The sequence below is a fragment of the Curtobacterium sp. ISL-83 genome, from assembly GCF_018613895.1.
In the GTDB taxonomy this organism is placed as follows: Bacteria; Actinomycetota; Actinomycetes; order Actinomycetales; family Microbacteriaceae; genus Curtobacterium.
Genome location: NZ_JAGGPH010000011.1, coordinates 114,647 through 134,839, shown reverse-complemented (window position 1 = coordinate 134,839; position 20,193 = coordinate 114,647). Strand labels below are relative to the sequence as shown.

Here is a 20,193-nt window from a genome sequence, read left to right as displayed (position 1 = left end):
ACCGGACGGTACGCCCGTGGCCGGGCGGGGTCACAGGTGGTGACCGTCGGGAGCGCCCCGTCGCGATCCGGCGGGTTCCGGAAGAACGGGAGGCGCGGTGCCAGCTGGCACCGCGCCTCCCGTCGTCTCCCCGGTCTCGTTCCGAGCCGGACGCGTCGTCAGTTGCGCGCGACCTTGACGCGGGCGGCGAACGCGGCGTGCAGCGGGTGCTGCGCGTCGAGTCCCGTGATCTCGGTGGCGATGTCGGCGTCCGAGCGATCGGAGCGGAGCAGTGCCTGCAGCTCCACGCTCTGCTCGTCGTCGGCGACGTCGAACCGGAGTGCGGCGCCCATCGCGTCGAGGAGTGCGGTGGGTTCGGTACCGTCCTCGGCGAGGGCCGCGGCCGGCGAGACGAAGCGCTCGTCGCGTGACAGCTTCCGGAGCGGCTGGCGTCCGACCCGCGTCACCGTGTCCGGCAGGTGCGGGTTCTCGAACCGACCGATGATCGCCTGGACGTAGGCGCGGTGCACGTCCGGGTCGAGCTCGTGCCGACGCACGAGCAGGTCGCTCGTCTCGGCGAGGACCGACTCGAGCTCGGAGCGGACCGCGGGGATCGCGATGGCGTCGGAGATCTTGTCCGCTCCCGCGAGGAAGCCGTGGTACGCGACGGTCGCGTGCCCGGTGTTCACCGTGAAGAGCTTGCGCTCGATCGAAGCCGCGAGCCCGTCGACGTAGTGCGCACCCGGGATCTCCGGCGCGTTCCCGTGGAACGGTGTCCGGTCGATCGCCCACTCGTAGTACGTCTCGACGGTGACGTCGAGTCCGCCGCCGGCCGCCTGCGCGGGCACGATCCGATCGACCGCGGTGTTCGCGAACACGGCCTTCGCCAGGGCGGCGTCACGGTCGGCCTCGGGCAGCGCAGCGACGATGAACTCACGGAGGCGGTCGGTCGCGTTGATGGCGTTCTCGCACGCCATCACGGCGACGGGCGCGGCGTCCGCCGACCGCGCGACGAGCCCTGCGGCGATCACGGGGGCGATGAACTTCAGGACGGTGGGGCCGACGGCGCAGGTGACGACGTCCGCGGCCGCGACCTCCGCGATGACGCCGGCCTCGTCCTGGGCGCTGTTCACCGCGCGGAAGCCAGTCACCTCGTGGTCCTCGGCCCCTGCGCCGACCTCGTGCACGGTGTACGACTCAGCGGCGGACAGCGCGTCGATGAGCGGTGCTGCGACGTCGGCGAAGACGACCTCGTAGCCGGCCTGGTGGAGCAGCAGACCGACGAAGCCGCGGCCGATGTTGCCGGCACCGAAGTGGACGGCCGTGCGGTGGTCGGCGGTCACTCGTTTACCTCACCGAGGATCGCGAGGATCGCCGCGGGGTCGGCGGCGTTCGTCAGCTTGGCGACCTCGTCCTCGTCGGAGAACACGATCGCGATCTTCGAGAGGATGTCGAGGTGCTCGTTGTTCACGCCGGCGATGCCGACGACGAACCGCACGTCGTTGCCGTCCCAGTCGATGGGGGTGGCGTAGCGGATGAACGACAGTGCCGAGGACCGGATGGCGTCCTTCGCGTCGTTCGTGCCGTGCGGGATGGCGAGGAAGTTGCCCATGTAGGTGGACACGCTCTTCTCGCGCTCGAGCATCGCCGGGTAGTAGTCCGCCGTGACCGCGCCTGCAGCTTCGAGGATCTCGGCAGCCTCCTTCATCGCCTCCGACTTGGTGGGGGCGGTGTCCTCGGTGTGGATCCGGATCTGGCTCTCCTGCAGGACGGGCATCGGGGGTTCTCCTTGTGTCGTGGACGGTCGTGGAGGGGACGTGCGTGGAGGGGGCGGCTCGCACCGCCCCCTCCGATACTGCACTTCGTTACTGGTTGCGTGCCTGGTTCTGCAACTGCTCGACGACCTGGTCGTACTGCGGTGCGTTCATGAAGTTGCCGACGGACACGTGCTGCGCGTTCGGGTTCTTCTGGCGCGCGCGAGCGGTCAGCTCTTCCTGCGTGATGATCAGGTCCTCGTCACCGGAGAGGTTCGCGATCGCCTTGTTGGTGACCGTGACGCCCTCGATGCCCGCCTTCTTGATCTTGTTGCGCAGGACGCTGGCGCCCATGGCGCTCGAGCCCATGCCGGCGTCGCAGGCGAACACCAGGTTCTGGACGCGGGTCGCCGTGGCGGTACCGGCCCCGGCGGTCGGGAGCGAGGCGTCGGCCTCCTCCTGGTTCGCCGGTGCGTTCGTGCCGAGCAGACCGGCGGTCGCGGCGTTGACGTCGCGGCCCTTGTTGGCCTGGAGCTTCGCCATCGCGGCCGTCATGTCGCCGCCACCGTTCGCCAGGTCGCGCTTGCGGCTGGCGAGGAGGAAGAACGACGCCACTGCGAACGAGACCGCCGCGGACAGGACGACCGACAGGATCACACCGAGGAAGCTGTCCTTCGACGTCGATCCGAGGACCGCGAAGATCGACCCCGGGGATGCCGGAGCGACCAGACCGGAGTGGAACGCGACGTTGGTCGCGACACCCGTGGCACCACCGAGGATGACGGCGATGAACAGGACCGGCTTCTGCAGCACGTACGGGAAGTAGATCTCGTGGATGCCGCCGAGGAACTGGATGATGATCGCGCCGGGAGCGGTCGAGCGGGCGATGCCGACACCGAAGAAGGTGAAGGCGAGCAGGATGCCGAGGCCGGGGCCGGGGTTCGCCTCGAGCAGGAACAGGATGCTCTTGCCGGACTCCTTCACCTGGGCGGCACCGAGCTGGTCGAGCACACCGTGGTTGATCGCGTTGTTGAGGAAGAACACCTTCGCCGGCTCGATGATGACGCTGGCGAGCGGCAGCAGCGAGTGGTTGACGAGGAACTCGACCGCGGTGCCGAGGGCGTTCGCGATGGCCTTGAAGATCGGGGCGAGCCAGAAGAACCCGATCATCGCGAGCACGAAGCCGAGGATGCCAGCCGCGTAGTTGTTCACGAGCATCTCGAACCCGGGCCGGATCTTGCCGTCCCAGATCTTGTCGACCTGCTTGATGAGCCACGCGCCGAGCGGCCCGCAGATCATCGCGCCGAGGATCATCGTGGTGCCGTTCGCGCCGACGATGACGCCCATGGTCATGATCGACCCGACGACCGCGCCGCGGGTGTCGTAGATCATGCGGCCGCCCTGGATGGCGATCGCGAGCGGGATGAGGTAGGTCAGGATCGGGCCGACGAGGCCGAGGTTCGCGACACCGTCGGTCGTACCGAACCCGCCGAGGATCCCGACCGGTGTCCAACCGGTCTGGATGAAGAAGGCGGTGATGATGCCCCACGCGATGAAGATCGCGATGTTGGGCATGACCATGCCGGAGAGGAACGTGCCGAACTTCTGAACGGCGACGCGTGCGCCGCCCCGCGACTTCGCGGGAGCGTCGGGCGCTGCAACGGACGACGTTGTCATGTGCGGTGACTTTCTGTGTGGTGGAGCTGCTGCGTGGGGTGAGGGGATGTGGTGCTTGCGGGTCAGGAGGCGTGGACCGCGGCCGCAGCGGACTTCGCAGCCGCCGCCGTGCTCGCGGCGAGTGCCGCCGTCGCCATCTCACGAGCCTGTTCGAGCGTGTGCAGACCGAGTTCGGCGCGCACGTCGGCCAGGGCCGCGGGAGTCATGGAGAGGGTGGTGGCCCCGAGGCCGACCAGGACGACCGCGAGCAGCGGGTCCGCCGCCGCCTCGCCGCAGATGCCGACGGGCTTGCCCGCGGCGGCGCCGGCCGCGCCGAGCTGCGCGACGAGGCGCAGGACGGCGGGGTGCCAGGGGTTCTGGTACGACGCGACGGTGCCGAGCATCCGGTCGGCGGCCATCGTGTACTGGGTCAGGTCGTTCGTGCCGATGGACACGAAGTCCGCGGTCTGCAGGACCTGCTCGGCCATCAGCGCGAGCGAGGGGACCTCGGCCATCACGCCGGCGGTCCGGATCCCGAGTTCGCGGGCGAGCCCGACGAAGTACTCGGTCTCCTCGGCGTCGGCGACCATGGGTGCCATCACCCAGAGGTCGGCCTCGGTCACGGCGTCGGCCTGGGCGAGCGCGGTGAGCTGGTCGCGGAGGACCTGCTCGTGGTTCCGGAGCGCCCGGAGCCCACGACGGCCGAGCGCGGGGTTCTCCTCGTCCTTGTCGGTCAGGAACGGCAGCGGCTTGTCGGCACCGGCGTCGAGCGCCCGGACGACGACCTTCTTGCCCGGGAACGCGGCGAGGAGCTGCCGGTACGACTCGGTCTGCTGCTCGACCGTGGGGGCGGTCGGCGCGTCGAGGAAGAGGAACTCGGTGCGGAAGAGCCCCACGCCCTCCGCACCGAGAGACACGGCGCCCGCGGCGTCGGCGGGGCTGCCGAGGTTCGCGAGCAGCGGCACGGTGTGCCCGTCGGCGAGGGCGCCCGCGGTGAGCGGTGCCGCGGCGGCCGCGAGTCGCTCGGCGATCCGACGCTCGACGTCGGCGACGAGTTCGGCGGACGGCTCGGTGACGACGGTCCCGGCGACGGAGTCGACCACGATCGGCTGTCCGTCGACGAGCGCCTCGGCACCGGAGACCCCGACGATCGCCGTGATCCCCTTGGCGCGGGCGAGGATCGCGGTGTGCGAGGTCGGTCCGCCGTCGCGGGTCACGAGTGCGAGGACCTTGTCGAGGTCCAGGAGCGCGGTGTCGGCGGGCGCCAGGTCGCGGGCGACGAGCACGAAGGGGGTGTCCGACTCCGGGACCCCGGGGGCCGGGACGCCGCGGAGCTTCGCGACGATGCGCTGGGCGACGTCGTCGAGGTCCGCCGCGCGCTCCCCCATGTAGCCACCCATCCCGGCGAGCAGGTCGCGGAACTGCGCGAACGCCTCGTACACCGCGCGCTCGGGGTTGGTGCCGGCGGCGATGCGGGCGTGCACGTCGTCCAGGAGCGTCGGGTCCTGCGCCATGAGCGCCTGGGCCTCGAGCACGGCCTGGGCGTCGCCACCGGCGAGGGCCCCGCGCTTGTTCAGGTCGTCGGCGACCGCGGCGAGCGCGTCGTGCACGGACTGCTTGGCGTCGTCGACCGATCCCTCGAGCGGCGCAGTGGACGGCTCGCCGAGCGGGTCCGCCATCCGGAGCACCGGTCCGTGAGCGACGCCACGGCCGACGCCGGTTCCGAGCAGTTCGGGCATTGGAGACTCCTTCATCTCACTCGCTGATGCGGTGGGGGTGCGGTTCAGAACGTGCATCACGAACGACCACGCCCGTGCGGCTTGGCACGACCATACATCGATCCCGGTTGACAAACAAACACATCCGGGGATAAAAATGCAGAAACAGATGCCCGTTTGCGTCTGGCGGCGCATCGCCCTCGGATGGTCCCGCCACGATCGTGCCCGAGCATGTCCGTTCCGTTCCGATCGAGACGACGAGGTCATGTACGCACCAGAGCGCCACCAGCGCATCGTCGAGCAGGCGCGGGCGCACGGTCGGGTCGACGTGAAGGACCTGGCCGAGCTGCTCGCCGTCACGCCGGAGACGATCCGCCGTGACCTGACGAGCCTCGAGCGCCGCGGCCTCGTCCGCCGTGCGCACGGTGGCGCGATCCCGGTCGAGCGCATCACGCTGCACCCCGGGGTCGGTGACCGCGGCGGCATGAACCAGACCGAGAAGATGGTCATCGCCGAGGCCGCGCTCGAGGAACTCCCCGAGAACGGCTCGGTCATGATCGACGCCGGGACCTCGACCATCTGCCTGGCGGAGCTGCTGCCGACCGACCGCGGTCTGACGGTGGTCACGCACTCGCTCCCCGTCGCGATGGCCGTCGCCAACCGACCCGGCATCGACCTGCACCTGCTCGGCGGCAACATCCGGAGCGACTCCCTGGCGGCCGTCGGCACCTGGACGCACCAGCTGATCGGGATGGTCAGCGTCGACGTGGCCTTCGTCAGCATCAACGGGATCACCCCCGAGCGCGGGCTGACGACGCACAACGTGGCCGAGGCCGCCGTGAAGAGCGCCATGATCAAGTCCGCCCGCCGCAGCATCCTGCTCGCCGACCACACCAAGTTCGGTCGCGAGGAGTTCGGCCGTGTCGCACCGCTCGCCGCGATCGACACGATCATCACCGACCCCGCCGTCAACCTCGACCTCGTGCGCGAGGTCGAGGCTGCCGGCACCGAGGTGTTCTGGCCCGGTCGTTCCTGACCGACGCTCCCCACCAGCTCAGACGTGCGTCGCTACCATGAGGGCGCACCGCCCCCTCGACAGGAGACCATCGATGTCCGAAGCCACCCGTACCGTCACCGTTGCCAGCGCCTCCGGCCTGCACGCGCGTCCCGCCTCCCTGTTCGTCCAGGCCGTGACCGCCTCGGGCCACCAGGTCACGATCGCCAAGGGTGACAAGTCCGGCAACGCGGGCAGCATCCTCGCCCTGCTCGGGCTCGGCATCGAGAACGGCGACGAGGTCGCCCTCACCGTCTCCGGCGACGACGCCGAGACCACGGCGGACAGCCTGGTCGAGTTCCTGCAGACGGACCACGACGCCGCGTAGACGGTCTGCCGCAGCGCCACGACGGCCTGGAGGCGCGGTGCCAGCTGGCACCGCGCCTCCCGTCCGTCGTCCGGTCGCCGCTACCGCGCGATGGGCGGGATCGGGCGCAGCTCGCCCCAGGCGAACGCGCTCTCGGCGATGAAGTCCTGCAGGTCGTCGGCGGCCTTGACGAGCAGTTCCCGCTCCCCCTCACGGATCCAGAGCCACGAGTCGCCGTCGTCCCCGGCGATCGACCAGCCCAGGAGCATCCCTTCGTCGACGAGGTCGGTCTCGACGACGCGTCGCAGGCGTTCGTGGCCGTCGGCGTGCACCCAGAAGTCCGCGGAACGGAACTCCGACGTGCTGAGCATCGCCTCGGCCACGGGCCGGAACGCGGCGAGCACGTCGGCGACGGTCAGCACCACGGTCACGACGCGAGCCTCCGGCTGGATCGGGGGCGGGGGGTCAGGACCAGTACCAGCGGTCGAGGAACGCCGCCACGGCCAGAGCAGCGAGGAACCCCGCTGCCGCGGTGATGCCGACGGCCAGGAGTGCCGGCGACGGTGCGCCGACGGCGAGGAGCACCAGCAGGCAGCCCGCGGCGACGACGGCCACGGCCTGCACGACGGGCAGCACCATGGCCGCACGAGCGTGGACCCGGACGAGCCGGACGAAGTGCGACCACCCGGTGTGCATGGTGCGGGCCAGGCGTCGCGCGACCGCGAACTGCGCGGCCACGACGCCGAGGAGCACCACCCCGCACCACCCCAGGGCGACGGGCTCCACGTCGAACGTCGCCGCGTCGAGCGCAGAGCCCAACAGCGCGACCACGACGCCGAGCGCCAGGAACCCGTTCCCGAACGACGCCAGTCGGACCGTGCCGCGGCGGAACGCGCCGAGCGGGCCGACTGCTGCCGGGTGCTCGGCGAGGACGAGCGAAGCGTGGGCGATGACGCCGATCGTGCCGCCGCGACGCTCCTGCGCGCGCACCAGGAGCCACCGCGACCACGGGTCGGCCGGGGACGCCGCGACCGCGGCCGCCAGCGCACGTTCGGCAGTCCCGTCGTAGCCCTCGCGCTCGGCCAGCCAGGCGAGGGCGGTGTTCACCGCGCTGTGGTGTGGGTGCGTCGAGGCCGCACGGACGGCAGCAGCGTACGTGGCCGCGTCGATCGTCCCCGCCCGGAGATCCAGGAGGAGCTGCTCGGCAGCGACGTCGGGCTCGGTGGGGCGTAGCTCGACGGCCGCGGCGCGCGCCGCCCGCGCCTCCGCGACGTCGCCGTCGGCCTCGGCGAGCGCCGCTGCCAGTTCGTACGCGTCGACGTCCTCGGGGTCGGTGGCGATCGCCCGGCGGACAGCGATCCGGGCTGCGTCGGCATCCCCGGCGGCGGAGTAGGCGATCGCGAGGAGGCAGAGCACCCCGGCATCGTCGCCGTGGAGGGCGAGCGCTCCGGACAGCGGTTCGACGGCATCGCGGGGCCAGCCGTACCCCATGAGCTCCGCGGCGGCGAGCATCGCTCTGTCCACCTGCGCGTGCCGCTGCGGCACTGCCTCGTCGTCCGGCACGTGCCCATCGTGGCGCGGCGAGGCGTCCGGGACAAGACCCGCGCCCTGGGGCCTCCGGTGCCGCGCCCGGGGTGTCCGCGCCCGCCGATAGGCTGGTTGCATGACACGCCTGCGCCTCGCATCCGTCAACGTGAACGGCGTCCGTGCCGCGTTCCGGAAGGGCATGGGCGACTGGCTCGCGACGCGTGACGTCGACGTCCTGGCCCTGCAGGAGGTCCGCGCCTCGAGCGACGACCTCGCCGCGCTGCTCGGCGACGAGTGGGACATCGTGCACGACCCCGCCACCGCCAAGGGGCGCGCGGGCGTCGCGATCGCGTCCCGGCACACGGCGCAGATCCACCGCGTCGAGCTCGGTCCGGCCGAGTTCGACTCCGCCGGTCGCTGGCTCGAGGCGGACTACGAGATCGGTGGCACCACCGTGACCGTGGTCTCGACGTACGTCCACTCGGGCGAGGCCGACACCCCGAAGCAGGACGAGAAGTGGAAGTTCCTGGACGCCATGACCGAGCGGCTGCCGGAGGTCCGTGCACACAACCCGCTCGCGGTCGTCGTCGGTGACCTGAACGTCGGGCACGACGAGCGCGACATCAAGAACTGGAAGGGCAACGTGAAGCGCGCCGGCTTCCTGCCCCGCGAGCGCGCCTACTTCTCGCGGTTCTTCGGCGCCGACGGTGAGACGGTCCAGGGTGCCGACGGCTCGACCGGTCCTGGCCTCGGCTGGGTCGACGTCGGTCGTGCGCAGGCTGGCGACGTCGACGGGCCGTACACGTGGTGGTCCTGGCGCGGTCAGGCGTTCGACAACGACTCCGGCTGGCGCATCGACTACCAGATGGCGACGCCCGACCTGGCGGCGAAGGTCACGGCCTACACGGTCGACCGGGCCGCCGCCTACGACCAGCGATGGTCCGACCACGCTCCCGTGGTCGTCGACTACGACCTCTGATCCGCTCGCTCCACCAGCTGCAACAGGACCCACGATGACCAAGACCCGCATCTTCTCCGGCATCCAGCCTTCCGCCGACTCGCTCCACCTCGGCAACTACATCGGCGCCCTCATGCAGTGGCGCGACCTGCAGGACGACTTCGACGCCATCTACTGCGTGGTCGACCTGCACGCGATCACGGCGCCGCAGGACCCGGCCGAGCTCCGGGCGAGCACCCGGGCGACGGCCGCCCAGTACATCGCCTCGGGTATCGACCCGGAGCGCTCGACCCTGTTCGTGCAGTCACACGTCCCGGCGCACGCCGAGCTCGCGTGGGTGCTCAACACGCTGACCGGCTTCGGCGAGGCGAGCCGGATGACCCAGTTCAAGGACAAGTCAGCACGCCAGGGCGCCGAGGTCGCATCCGTCGGGCTCTTCACGTACCCGGTGCTGATGGCGGCGGACATCCTGCTCTACGACACGAAGGTCGTGCCGGTCGGCGACGACCAGCGGCAGCACGTGGAGCTGACCCGCGACCTCGCCGGCCGCTTCAACTCGCGGTTCGGGGAGACGTTCGTCGTGCCGGAGGCCCGGATCGGCACCGAGACCGCGCGCATCTACGACCTGCAGGACCCGACCAGCAAGATGAGCAAGTCGGCGGCGTCCGACAGCGGCCTGATCCGGCTGCTCGACGACCCGAAGCGCACGGCGAAGAAGATCCGTTCCGCCGTCACCGACGCCGAACGCGAGATCCGGGCCGATCGCCAGGCGAAGCCCGGTGTGACGAACCTGCTCGCGATCCTGTCCGCCTTCACGCGCACCTCCGTCGCCGACCTCGAGACCTCGTTCGCGGGCAAGGGGTACGGCGACCTCAAGGGTGCGGTCGCCGACGCCGTCGTGGCCGAGCTCGAACCGGTCCGGACGCGCACGCTCGAACTCCTCGACGACCCGGCCGAACTCGACCGGCTGCTCGACGTCGGCGCCGAGCGCGCCGAGTCCATCGCGACCGAGACGCTCGCCCGCGTGTACGACCGCATCGGCTTCGTCCCGCGTCGTCGCGGCTGATCGTGCTGCCCGTCACGCTCGAGTCCGCGCGGGTGCGGCTGGACCTGCCGACCCGCGACGACGCGGCCGCCATCACCGACGCCTGCCAGGACCCGGCGATCGTGCGGTGGACCACCGTGCCCACGCCGTACTCCACGCGGGACGCCCGGACCTTCGTGGACGCGCTGGTCGGCCCCGGCTGGGCGTCCGACCGTGAGTACACGTGGGCCATCCGGCGGCAGGGGTCGACCTGGCTCGAGGGCGTCATCGGCTACCGCACGGAGCACCGTGACCTCGGGTTCTGGCTCGCACCGTCGGCTCGCGGCGCCGGACTCGTGCGGGAGGCCGTCGAGCTCGTCGTCACCTGGGCCTTCGACCAGGGCGCTCCGGACGTCTCCTGGGAGTGCTACGAGGGCAACACCGCGTCGGCCGCCGTCGCCCCGTCGACCGGGTTCTCGTACACCGGCACCGGCCCCGCGCGCATCCCGGACCGGAGCGGTGCGCCCACCACGGCGTGGCATGCGGTCCGCCGAGCCGACGGCACGCCTGCGTCCACGCTGTCGTGGCCCGCGGTGACGTTCGCTGATGGGGGACAGCTCGATGACGTGTCACCCCAGGTTCGTCGGTAGTCTCGGTCCGTGAGCAACGCCCCCCTCCCGTCGGCGACTCCGGCGGAAGTGCGTGCGATGCACCGAGCGCTGGAACTCGCCGCTCTCGGCCCCGTGGTGGGCGACCACGCCCGTGTCGGGGCCGTCGTGCTCGCGCCGGACGGCCAGGTCCTCGGCGAGGGCTGGCACCGCGGCGCCGGTACCGCGCACGCCGAGGTCGACGCCATGTCCCACGTGGCCCCCGAGCTCCTGCGCGGCGCCACCGCCGTGGTGACCCTCGAACCGTGCAACCACACCGGGCGGACCGGGCCGTGCGCCGTGGCCCTGATGGAGGCCGGGGTCGCCCGCGTGGTGTACGCGATCGACGACCCGGGAGCGCACGCACACGGCGGTGCGGACCGCCTCCGCGCCGCGGGGGTCGACGTGGTGTCGGGGGTCCTCGCCGACCAGGCCGAGCAGTTCCTCGAACGATGGCTCCTCTCCGTGCGGCTCGGTCGCCCGTGGATCACCGTGAAGTGGGCCTCGAGCCTCGACGGCCGTGCCGCCGCCGCGGACGGCACGAGCAAGTGGATCACCGGCGCCGCGGCCCGGCAGCACGTCCACGAGCAGCGCGCCGCACACGACGCGATCCTGGTCGGCACCGGCACCGTGCTCGCCGACGACCCGAGTCTCACCGCCCGCGGGGACGCCGGCGAGCTCCTCGCCGAGCAGCCGCTCCCCGTCGTCCTGGGTGACCGCGTCGTCCCCGAGGACGCCGCGCTCCGCCGGCACCCGCGGGGCGTCGTCGTCCTGCCCGGGCACGACCTCGACCGGTCGCTGCGGCACCTCCGGGAGCTCGGGGTGCACTCGGTCCTCGTCGAGGGCGGCCCCACCATCGCCTCTGCGTTCATCGCCGCCGGTCTCGTGGACGAGTACCTCCTGTACCTCGCCCCGGTCCTAATCGGCGGCCCCCGTGTCGCCCTCGGGGACCTCGGTGTGGGAAGCATCTCCGAACGTCGGAGGTTGGACGTAGCATCGACCACCAGCCTCGGCCCCGACCTGCTGGTCCGCGCCCGCCCAGCACGGGCACGCGGAGCCGAGGGGGCCCAGAACGACCGGAGCATGCCATGACCGATGCACTCACCTCCCCCACGCCGGGGAGCCCGGTCCAGTTCGAGGTCTCCACGAACGTGCCGACCACGCACGGCCTGTTCGAGATGCGGGCCTACCGTGACCTCGTGACCGGCGCCGAGCACGTCGCGATCATCGGGCGCAACCCCGACGGCTCGCTGCCGAGCGACGGAGCGCTCGTCCGCGTGCACTCGGAGTGCCTGACCGGTGAAGCGTTCGGGTCGTTGAAGTGCGAGTGCGGTCCGCAGCTCGACGCCGCCCTCGACACGATCGCGACCGAAGGCGGGGTCGTCGTCTACCTGCGCGGGCAAGAGGGGCGTGGCATCGGGCTCATCAACAAGCTCAAGGCCTACCGCCTGCAAGAGGACGGTCTCGACACCCTCGACGCGAACCTGGCGCTCGGCTTCCCGGCCGACTCGCGGGCGTACGGCGGCGCGGCGGGCATCCTCGCCGACATCGGTCTGTCCCGCGTCCGGTTGCTGTCGAACAACCCGGAGAAGCGCCGCCAGCTCGAGGAGCACGGCATCTCGGTCGAAGCGCTCGTCCCGCTCGTCGTCGGGATCTCGGCGCAGAACGCCGCGTACCTCGACACGAAGCGCGACCGGATGGGGCACCAGCTGCCCGCCCACCTCGAAGCCGGCGCCACGAACTGACGGCACGCCCGCGGGCCGACCAGAACCCGCCGGCCACCCGGCGCGAGACGGACAGCCCACTCTGGGCGGATTCGCAGCTGCACGACATCTGTCGTACGATGCTGTCTTCCGTCACAAGCGGTCCACCACCCACCGAACGCACCCGACCGGTGTCCGCGCCACCCCGCGCGAACCGATCGGTGTCCGCCGTCCGGAACACCGCTGCCCCCGTCCACGGGTGCGCCCCTCGGAGTCCTCACCGCATGTCCGCCGCACAGGCCACCAGCACCACCAGCCCAGCCCCCGCCGGCAACCCGCGTTCCCGCGTCGTCATCGCGAGCCTCGTCGGGACGTCGATCGAGTTCTACGACTTCTACGTCTACGCGACCGCCGCGGTCCTCGTCTTCCCGACGCTGTTCTTCCCGAACGAGGACCCCACGGCATCGCAGCTGTCCTCGTTCGTCACCTTCGCCCTCGCGTTCTTCGCCCGACCGGTCGGGTCGGTGATCTTCGGCCACTTCGGCGACCGGATCGGCCGCAAGACCACCCTCGTGGCGTCCCTGCTCGTGATGGGATCGGCGACGTTCCTGATCGGGTGCCTGCCGACCTTCTCGTCGATCGGGATCTGGGCGCCGGTGCTGCTCGCGGTGATGCGGTTCGCCCAGGGTGTCGGCCTCGGCGGGGAGTGGTCCGGCGCGGCACTGCTCGCGACCGAGAACGCCCCCACGGGCAAGCGCGGCATCTTCGGTTCGATGCCGCAGCTCGGCGCCCCGATCGGCTTCCTGCTCGCGAACGGCCTCTTCATCATCATCAACGCGGCGATGCCGGCCGGCGCGGACGGCACCCCGAACTCGGCCTTCCAGGCGTGGGGCTGGCGGATCCCGTTCCTGCTCTCGGCGGTCCTCGTGATCATCGGCCTGTACGTGCGGTTCCGGCTCGTCGAGTCGCCGGTGTTCCGCGGTGTGCAGGAGTCCGGCGCGGTCGTGAAGGTCCCGCTCGGCCGGGTGTTCCGGACCTCGTGGCGGGCGCTCATCATCGGCACGTTCAGCATGGTCGCCACCTACGTGCTCTTCTACTTCATGACGACGTTCACGCTGTCGTACGGCACCACCGGTGCACAGGCCGGTCCGCTCGTCCCGAAGATCGGCCTGGGCTACTCGCGCGGTGAGTTCCTGACGCTGCTCATGATCGGCGTGGTCTTCTTCGGGATCTTCACCCCGATCGCCGGCATGCTCGCCGACCGGTTCGGCCGTCGTCGGACCCTCATCCCGACCACGATCGGCATCGCCTTGTTCGGCCTGACGTTCCAGTTCTGGTTCGCGGCGTCGCACGGCCCGATCACCGTCGTCACGTTCCTCATCGTGGGGCTGTCGCTGATGGGGCTGACCTTCGGGCCGATGGGTGCCCTGCTGCCGGAGCTCTTCCCGACGAACGTCCGCTACACCGGCTCGGCGATCGCGTACAACGTCGCGTCGATCATCGGCGCGTCGCTCGCGCCGACGATCGCGCTCGCGCTGTGGAAGGCGGACGGGAACATCTTCCTCGTGGGCCTCTACCTGACGATCGCCGCGGTGGTGACCCTCGTCGCGCTGTTGTTCGTGCGCGAGACGAAGGGGGCCGACCTGGCGGAGGCGACGCGCGACTGAGTCGCGACCACACGCCGGACGGGAGGCGCGGTGCCAGCTGGCACCGCGCCTCCCGTCCGTCCGTGGGCGGCCGCGCCACGGCGCTGCCTGCTGCCCGCCGGTGTCGAAACGTACCCACGCATCGTCCGACCTCCCACCTCGCGATCGACTCGCGGATTGTCGCCTCATGCGGACTCATCAGATGCGTGTGCACGGATCGACAAAGCGCCTGTCGATGACCTCGTGCCGCGTCGGAGCATGCGCCCGCGTGCTCCTGCGAAGCACCCCCTGCACGTCAACTCAGGTTGACGCGGCCGCACGTGTCAATGTAGGTTGACACGCATGGACCGCCCCACGATCACGAGCCTCGCCTCCGGGGCCGAGGGGGACGACCCGTTCTCCGCCCTCGCGTGCGTGCGCGAGCTCCGTCGCGAGCTCGACCGGACCGAGGAACTCGCCGCCCGGCGGGCCCGCAACGCCGGCGCCTCGTGGCAGGAGATCGCGACCCTCCTCGGCGTCAGCCGCCAGGCAGTGCACAAGAAGTACGGCAGAAACTAGGAACACGATGAGCTCCCCCTTCGCGCGCCCCAAGAAGACCGACGGCCCCCGTGCCAGCTTCGGCCGGCTCCTCAGCTACCTGTTCGAGAACAAGCCGGCGATGGTCGTCATCATCGTGCTGAGCATCCTCGGTGCGGCGGCTTCCCTCGCCCAGCCGCTGCTCGTCAATCAGGTCGTCACCGCCGTGCAGCACGGCGGGACCCTCGGCACGCTCGTCTGGGTGCTCGTCGCGCTGGTCCTGGTCGCGGGCGTGCTCAACGGCGTGCAGCACTTCCTGCTCCAGCGCGCGGGTGAGGGCGTGGTCCTCTCCACCCGCCGGAAGCTCATCGCGCGGATCCTCAACCTGCCGATCTCGGAGTTCGACGCGCGGCGCACCGGTGACCTCGTGTCCCGCGTCGGCAGCGACACGACGCTCCTCCGCGCCGTCCTCACCCAGGGGCTGATCGAGTCGATCGGCGGCGCCCTCACGTTCATCGGCGCGGTCATCGCGATGGCGATCCTCGACCCGCTCCTCCTCGCCATCACGGTCGTCATCGTCGCCGTCGCGATCGTCGTCGTCGGCGGCCTCAGTCGGCGCATCCGCGTCGCGTCGAAGCGTGCCCAGGAGAAGGTCGGCGACCTCACCGCCGCGGTCGAGCGCGGCATCGGCGCCGTCCGCACCATCCGCGCCGCGGGCGCCACCGAGCGCGAGGTCCGCGAGGTCGACGGCCACGCCACGGAGGCCTACCGTCGCGGCCTCGACATCGCGCGCATGTCCGCGTTCGTCGTGCCCGTCGCGAGCATCGTCATGCAGGTCGCGTTCATCGCCGTCCTCGGCGTCGGGGGCGCGCAGGTGGCCGCCGGCACGATCACGATCGCCACCCTCATCACGTTCATCCTGCTGCTCTTCATGATGGTGATGCCGCTCGGGCAGGCCCTCGGTGCCGCCGTCGCGGTCGCGCAGGCACTCGGCGCGCTCGGTCGGATCGAGGAGATCCTGCACCTGCCCACCGAGGACCAGGACGACCAGGCCGTGCGCCCGGCAGCGGCCGTCGCGACCGACGACGCCATCACCTTCGAGCACGTCTCGTTCCGGTACGAGCGCGCGACCGACGCCGCCGGCCCGGACGGGGCCGACGGTACTGGCGGACCCGACGTGTCCGGGTCGCACCAGCCGGGAGGCCCGGATGCTGTCGAGCAAGCCCCCAGCGCCGACCAGACGGTCCTGTCCGACGTCTCCTTCCGGGTGCCGCGCGGCGCACGGGTCGCCCTCGTGGGCCCGTCCGGCGCCGGCAAGTCCACCACCCTGGCCCTCATCGAACGGTTCTACGACCCGACCTCGGGCGTGATCCGCCTCGGCGGCGTCGACATCCGCGGGCTCGACCGCGCCGAGCTCCGCGCCCAGATCGGGTACGTGGAGCAGGACGCCCCCGTGCTCGCCGGCACGATCCGCGCCAACCTGCTGCTCGGGTCGCCGGACGCCAGCGAGCAAGACTGCGTCCGCGTGCTCGAGGCGGTGAACCTCGGCGAGGTCCTGCACCGCGACCCACGGGGCCTCGACGCGCAGGTCGGCGAGGACGGCGTGATGCTCTCCGGCGGCGAACGCCAGCGCCTGGCGATCGCCCGCGCCCTGCTCGCCGCTCCCCCGATCCTGCTGCTCGACGAGTCGACCTCGTCCCTCGACGGCGTGAACGAGCAGAAGATGCGGCTCGCGATCGACGCCGTCGCCGAGGACCGCACGCTGCTGGTCATCGCGCACCGGTTGTCGACCGTGGTGGACTCCGACGTGATCGTCGTGCTCGAACACGGTCGGGTCGTCGGGGTCGGCACGCACTCGGAACTCGTCGAGTCGACGCCGCTGTACCGCGACCTGGCGAAGCACCAGCTGCTGGTCTGAGCCGCGGGCGCGCCCGGCGAGCGCGCTCGGCTCAGATCTGCGCGCCGCCCGGGTTCGCCAGCCCCTCGTCCATGTCGCTGTGGTCGACGTGCCCGCCCGCGGCCCGGATCTCCTCGAGCGCCGCACGGCTCCGCTCCGGGTCCACACCGGCGACGATGTCCTCGAACACCACGACGTCGAGCCCCGCCACGCGGCCGTCCAGCGCCGAGGCCAGCACGCAGTGGTCGGTCGCGATCCCCATGATGTCGAGCGTGTGGACGTCGCGCTCGGCGAGCACCGTGCCGAGCGGGATGCCGTCCTCGGTCCGGGCTTCGAACGCGGAGTACGCCGGCGCGCCCTGCCCCTTGAACACGTGCACGTCGAAGGACGAGGTGTCGAGGGCCGGGTGGTACGCCGCTCCCTCCGTCCCACCGACGCAGTGCACCGGCCACGTCGAGACGAAGTCCGGGCCCTCGGGACCCGCGAAGTGGCCGCCGTTGTCGTCGTCGCCGTGGTGCCAGTCGCGGGACCCGACGATCAGGTCGTAGTCGTCGGCGTGCCGCCCGAGGAACGCGGTGATCCGCGTCGCGACGGCGTCACCCCCGATGACCCCGAGCGCGCCGCCCTCGGTGAAGTCGTTCTGGACGTCGACGATCAGCAGTGCCCGAGCCATGGGTCCATCCAACACCCTGGTCAGGAGTTCGTGAGCCGCCCACCGCACGAGTACGCAGCCGCGGTCACGGCGTCGAGGGCGGGGAGCGCCGCCGCCCGGGACGACCCGATGGCGTAGAAGGCGAACGTCAGGCGGGTGCCGTCGGCCGCGTCGATGTAGCCGCCGAGGGTGTTGGCGCTGTCGATCCACCCGGTCTTGGCGTGCACCTTGCCCCGCGCGACCGCGTTCGCACCGGTGAACCGGCCGGCCAGGGTCCCGGACTGTCCGGCGACCGGCAGCGCCTGGGCGAGCGTCCCGAGCCCCTTCGCACCGGCGGCGACCTGCACCATCAGGTGGGCGACGAAGTTCGGCGAGACGGCGTTGGCCGCGCTCTCGCCCGAGCCGTCCTTGATCACGATGCCAGCTGGGTCGACGCCGTACGAGCGCAGGGCCGCCTGGTACACGCCGGTCAGCGACGCCGCCGAGCCGTTCGCGCCGGACTCCTTCGACGAGATCCGGGCGAGCATCTCGGCGAGGGTGTTGTCCGAGTTCGGGATCATCTGCCCGATGAGCGTCGACACCGGCTGCGAGGAGACCTGCGCGATCGTGTCCGTGCTCGTCGTCGCGCGCTTGACGATCGGCGCGCTCCCGGCTCCGACGACCCCGGCGTTCACGAGCGCCGTCCGGAATGCCGCGCCGGCGCGACCGACGGGGTCGGTGGACCGCGGTGAGGTCGCCGCGCCGGGGTTCGCCCGGTCACCGTCGACCATGAGCGCGGTGACCTCGGGCTGGTAGCCGATCGTCCGCTCGGACACCGGCCACGTGGGGTCCCAGGCGTCCGCGTCGTTCCAGTAGGTGTCGTCCGTCACGATCGTGGTGACCGGCGCCGAGCCGAGCTTCGCCTTCACCTGCTGCGCGAGCTGGGCGAGGGTCGGCGCCCCCGGGTAGACGGTCGCACCCCCGGCGGACAGGGTGGCGTCGCCGTGGCCGACGAGGGCGATCGTGCCGCCGGCTTCCCGGGTCACGGTGGTCGGGATGCGGTGCCCGCCCCCGAGCACCGAGAGGGCCGTCGCCGTCGTGAGCGTCTTCATCACGCTCCCCGTCTGCGCGGGCTTGTCACCGTTCCGCGAGAAGAGCATCTGGCCCGTCCGCGCGTTCATGACGTACCCCTCGAAGGACCCGAGGCCGGCCGCGGACGCAGCCGTCGCGATCGAGCAGGTCCGGAGCGCGGTCGGCCCCGGTGGAGCGGTGGGCACGGTCCGAGCCGTCGGCGTGGAGGCCGTGGTCGGCTCCGGTACGGCGCTCGGGGTCCGCTGCGGGGTCGCGCTGGCATCCGTCGTCCTGCTCGCGCTCGTGGTCGCGCGCGCCGTCGGCGCGGTCGCCGCGGCGACCGCCACCGCTCCCCCGGACCCGAGCACCAGGAGCGTCGCGAGGCCCCCGGCGATCCACGGGACGGGTCGGCGCGCCGCGGACGCTCGTGCGGCGGCGACCGCGTGGCGGAGCCGCTCGCGGACGGAGGACGGGGTGGGCTGCTGCTCGGACATCCCGACCGATCCTACGGAACTGCGGCAGGAGCCTCCAGGCCGGATCTCGGAACGTCGTCGGTCAGCGGGCCCGGCGGGAACGCTTCGGCGGCTCGTCGGCCGCGTAGCGGACGCCCACCTGCCGGCGTGCCTCGTCCATGACCGCCATCACCGCGATGGTCTCCTCCGGGTCCATCGCCCCGCGTTCGTGGTTGCCGGACGTGATCATCGCCTCGACCGCGCGGACCTCGTGCGCGTAGCCCGTCAGTTCCTCGCGGCCGTCGTACTCCTCGACCACCCGTCCGTCGCGGTCGCGCACCCGCCACGTCGTCGGCGTGTACCAGGTGGCGTCGAGGTCGATCCGTCCGTCCTCCCCGATGACGGAGGCCGTGTTCGGACTCCGGACGTCGAGCGCGAAGTGCAGCATCGACTGGGCGCCTCCGGCGTGGGTGAGCACGAGCCCCATCTGCGTGTCGACACCCTGGTCGCTCACCGTGCCCGCCGCGAGCACCGATGTCGGCGGTCCGAGGACGTCGACCGCGAACGAGATCGGGTAGACGCCGAGATCGAGGATCGCGCCGCCGCCGAGGGCGGGGTCGTTCAGCCGGTGCGTCGGGTCCGTCGGGAGGGCCTGGTGGTGCGTCGCCTCGACGAGCCGGAGCCGCCCGATCCGGCCCTCGGCGAGCATCTCCCGGATCATCGCCATCTGCGGCAGGAAGCGGGTCCACATCGCCTCCATGACGGCGACGTCGGCGCGGCGGGCGGCGTCGACCACCCGACGGGCCTCGGCCGCGGTGATCGTGAAGGCCTTCTCGACGAGGACGTGCTTGCCCGCCGCGATCGCGAGCAGGGCGTCCTCGGCGTGCCGGGAGTGCGGCGTCGCGATGTACACGGCGTCGACCTGCTCGTCCGCCACCAGCGCGGCGTAGTCCCCGTGGGCGCGCGGGATGCCGAACTCGGCCGCGAACGCTGCGGCACGGTCCTGGGTCCGGCTGCCGACGGCCACGAAGTCGACGCCGGCTGCCACGCAGTCCTGCACGAGGGAACGGGCGATGCCGCCGGTCCCGATGACTCCCCAGCGAATCGTCATGCGGCCTGTCTACCAGGGCTGCTGCGGGGTGGCCGCTGGACCGCGTCGGGCGGCCTGTGGACCACGCACACCTCCCCGAACGACGACGACCCCCGTACTCCGGGAAGGCCGGGGTCTCGGCGGAGCCGTCTGACAGGGCGCAGCGCCTCCGGACCCGCACGGCGCCGAGCACGGGGAACACCTTTAGGGTGGGCAGTGCCCCTGCCACGGGCCACCATGCCGGAGGGCGTCATGCTCAACAAGCGTTCACGCGCAACCATCACCGCACTGTCCGCAGCAGTGTTGCTCACTGTCGGTACCGCTGCCACAGTGAACGCTCGAGGATGGCACCACCCCACGCCAACCCCCACCGCGACGTCGACCACAAGGCCCGCGCCGAGCTCCACACCGACCGGCGACCCGACACCGACGCCGACACGGACTCCGGCACCGGCACGGACACCCGCACCGGCCCCGGCGCCGCCACCGGCCCCGACGGGAGCACCATCAGCTGACCCGTCCGCGCTTCCCACCGGCGACATCACATCCAACGGCACCACCTG

General features: G+C 71.6%; 19 protein-coding genes and 1 pseudogene. 11 read left to right on the top strand and 9 right to left on the bottom strand.

The window, feature by feature from the left end:
* Positions 1-158: 158 nt before the first annotated feature.
* The 4 genes from J7E22_RS10865 to ptsP form a co-directional block, all read right to left on the bottom strand.
* Positions 159-1,322, bottom strand: coding sequence for a mannitol-1-phosphate 5-dehydrogenase (locus J7E22_RS10865; protein WP_214981746.1), 1,164 nt, complete (start codon positions 1,320-1,322; stop codon positions 159-161).
* On the bottom strand, positions 1,319-1,756 hold the full coding sequence (locus J7E22_RS10860; RefSeq protein ID WP_214981745.1) for a PTS sugar transporter subunit IIA: 438 nt from the start codon (positions 1,754-1,756) through the stop codon (positions 1,319-1,321). The genes J7E22_RS10865 and J7E22_RS10860 overlap by 4 nt, the downstream gene beginning before the upstream one ends.
* A gap of 88 nt (positions 1,757-1,844) precedes the next feature.
* Positions 1,845-3,410, bottom strand: a complete 1,566-nt coding sequence (locus J7E22_RS10855) for a PTS mannitol transporter subunit IICB (protein ID WP_214981744.1) — start codon at positions 3,408-3,410, stop codon at positions 1,845-1,847.
* A 62-nt stretch (positions 3,411-3,472) separates the two neighbouring features.
* Positions 3,473-5,128 carry a phosphoenolpyruvate--protein phosphotransferase gene (gene ptsP, locus J7E22_RS10850; protein WP_214981743.1) on the bottom strand — a complete coding sequence of 552 codons (1,656 nt, stop codon included), beginning with the start codon at positions 5,126-5,128 and terminating at the stop codon, positions 3,473-3,475.
* A 244-nt stretch (positions 5,129-5,372) separates the two neighbouring features.
* Between ptsP and J7E22_RS10845 the strand changes: the two genes are divergently transcribed.
* Together J7E22_RS10845 and J7E22_RS10840 are read left to right on the top strand one after the other, a co-directional pair.
* The gene (locus tag J7E22_RS10845) at positions 5,373-6,143 is read left to right on the top strand and encodes a DeoR/GlpR family DNA-binding transcription regulator (RefSeq protein WP_214981742.1); all 771 of its coding nucleotides are present in this window, start codon (positions 5,373-5,375) and stop codon (positions 6,141-6,143) included.
* Between the two features lie 73 nt (positions 6,144-6,216).
* Positions 6,217-6,489, top strand: a complete 273-nt coding sequence (locus J7E22_RS10840; RefSeq protein ID WP_214981741.1) for an HPr family phosphocarrier protein — start codon at positions 6,217-6,219, stop codon at positions 6,487-6,489.
* An 80-nt stretch (positions 6,490-6,569) separates the two neighbouring features.
* On the opposite strand, the gene J7E22_RS10835 is transcribed toward J7E22_RS10840, so the two are convergent.
* Together J7E22_RS10835 and J7E22_RS10830 are read right to left on the bottom strand one after the other, a co-directional pair.
* A complete protein-coding gene (locus J7E22_RS10835) occupies positions 6,570-6,899 on the bottom strand; it encodes a hypothetical protein (RefSeq protein ID WP_214981740.1) in 330 nt (109 codons plus the stop codon).
* Positions 6,900-6,933: 34 nt separating this feature from the next.
* Positions 6,934-8,031 (bottom strand): hypothetical protein, encoded by a 1,098-nt coding sequence (locus J7E22_RS10830; RefSeq protein WP_214981739.1) that lies wholly within the window; start codon positions 8,029-8,031, stop codon positions 6,934-6,936.
* Between the two features lie 100 nt (positions 8,032-8,131).
* On the opposite strand from J7E22_RS10830, the gene J7E22_RS10825 reads away from it, so the two are divergent.
* From J7E22_RS10825 to J7E22_RS10790, 8 genes and pseudogenes are all read left to right on the top strand, one after another.
* A complete protein-coding gene (locus J7E22_RS10825) occupies positions 8,132-8,974 on the top strand; it encodes an exodeoxyribonuclease III (RefSeq protein WP_214981738.1) in 843 nt (280 codons plus the stop codon).
* 34 nt (positions 8,975-9,008) lie between these two features.
* Complete coding sequence (gene trpS, locus J7E22_RS10820; RefSeq protein WP_214981737.1) at positions 9,009-10,019, top strand: tryptophan--tRNA ligase; 1,011 nt, start codon at positions 9,009-9,011, stop codon at positions 10,017-10,019.
* A gap of 2 nt (positions 10,020-10,021) precedes the next feature.
* The gene (locus tag J7E22_RS10815) at positions 10,022-10,627 is read left to right on the top strand and encodes a GNAT family N-acetyltransferase (RefSeq protein ID WP_214981736.1); all 606 of its coding nucleotides are present in this window, start codon (positions 10,022-10,024) and stop codon (positions 10,625-10,627) included.
* Between the two features lie 57 nt (positions 10,628-10,684).
* Positions 10,685-11,716 carry a bifunctional diaminohydroxyphosphoribosylaminopyrimidine deaminase/5-amino-6-(5-phosphoribosylamino)uracil reductase RibD gene (gene ribD, locus J7E22_RS10810; RefSeq protein WP_214981862.1) on the top strand — a complete coding sequence of 344 codons (1,032 nt, stop codon included), beginning with the start codon at positions 10,685-10,687 and terminating at the stop codon, positions 11,714-11,716.
* Between the two features lie 29 nt (positions 11,717-11,745).
* Positions 11,746-12,369 (top strand): annotated as a pseudogene (gene ribA / locus J7E22_RS10805) (GTP cyclohydrolase II); the annotation flags it as partial.
* Between the two features lie 242 nt (positions 12,370-12,611).
* On the top strand, positions 12,612-13,994 hold the full coding sequence (locus J7E22_RS10800; RefSeq protein ID WP_214981734.1) for an MFS transporter: 1,383 nt from the start codon (positions 12,612-12,614) through the stop codon (positions 13,992-13,994).
* A gap of 321 nt (positions 13,995-14,315) precedes the next feature.
* The gene (locus J7E22_RS10795; RefSeq protein WP_214981733.1) at positions 14,316-14,531 is read left to right on the top strand and encodes a helix-turn-helix domain-containing protein; all 216 of its coding nucleotides are present in this window, start codon (positions 14,316-14,318) and stop codon (positions 14,529-14,531) included.
* A 7-nt stretch (positions 14,532-14,538) separates the two neighbouring features.
* Complete coding sequence (locus tag J7E22_RS10790) at positions 14,539-16,407, top strand: ABC transporter ATP-binding protein (RefSeq protein ID WP_214981732.1); 1,869 nt, start codon at positions 14,539-14,541, stop codon at positions 16,405-16,407.
* A 31-nt stretch (positions 16,408-16,438) separates the two neighbouring features.
* On the opposite strand, the gene J7E22_RS10785 is transcribed toward J7E22_RS10790, so the two are convergent.
* The 3 genes from J7E22_RS10785 to J7E22_RS10775 all read right to left on the bottom strand — a co-directional run bounded on the left by J7E22_RS10785 (position 16,439) and on the right by J7E22_RS10775 (position 19,651).
* Positions 16,439-17,059 (bottom strand): isochorismatase family protein, encoded by a 621-nt coding sequence (locus J7E22_RS10785; protein WP_214981731.1) that lies wholly within the window; start codon positions 17,057-17,059, stop codon positions 16,439-16,441.
* Positions 17,060-17,079: 20 nt separating this feature from the next.
* Positions 17,080-18,582 carry a D-alanyl-D-alanine carboxypeptidase/D-alanyl-D-alanine-endopeptidase gene (gene dacB, locus J7E22_RS10780; RefSeq protein ID WP_214981730.1) on the bottom strand — a complete coding sequence of 501 codons (1,503 nt, stop codon included), beginning with the start codon at positions 18,580-18,582 and terminating at the stop codon, positions 17,080-17,082.
* Between the two features lie 61 nt (positions 18,583-18,643).
* On the bottom strand, positions 18,644-19,651 hold the full coding sequence (locus J7E22_RS10775) for a Gfo/Idh/MocA family protein (protein ID WP_214981729.1): 1,008 nt from the start codon (positions 19,649-19,651) through the stop codon (positions 18,644-18,646).
* A 323-nt stretch (positions 19,652-19,974) separates the two neighbouring features.
* On the opposite strand from J7E22_RS10775, the gene J7E22_RS10770 reads away from it, so the two are divergent.
* A complete protein-coding gene (locus tag J7E22_RS10770) occupies positions 19,975-20,145 on the top strand; it encodes a hypothetical protein (protein ID WP_214981728.1) in 171 nt (56 codons plus the stop codon).
* The last annotated feature ends 48 nt before the right edge of the window (positions 20,146-20,193 follow it).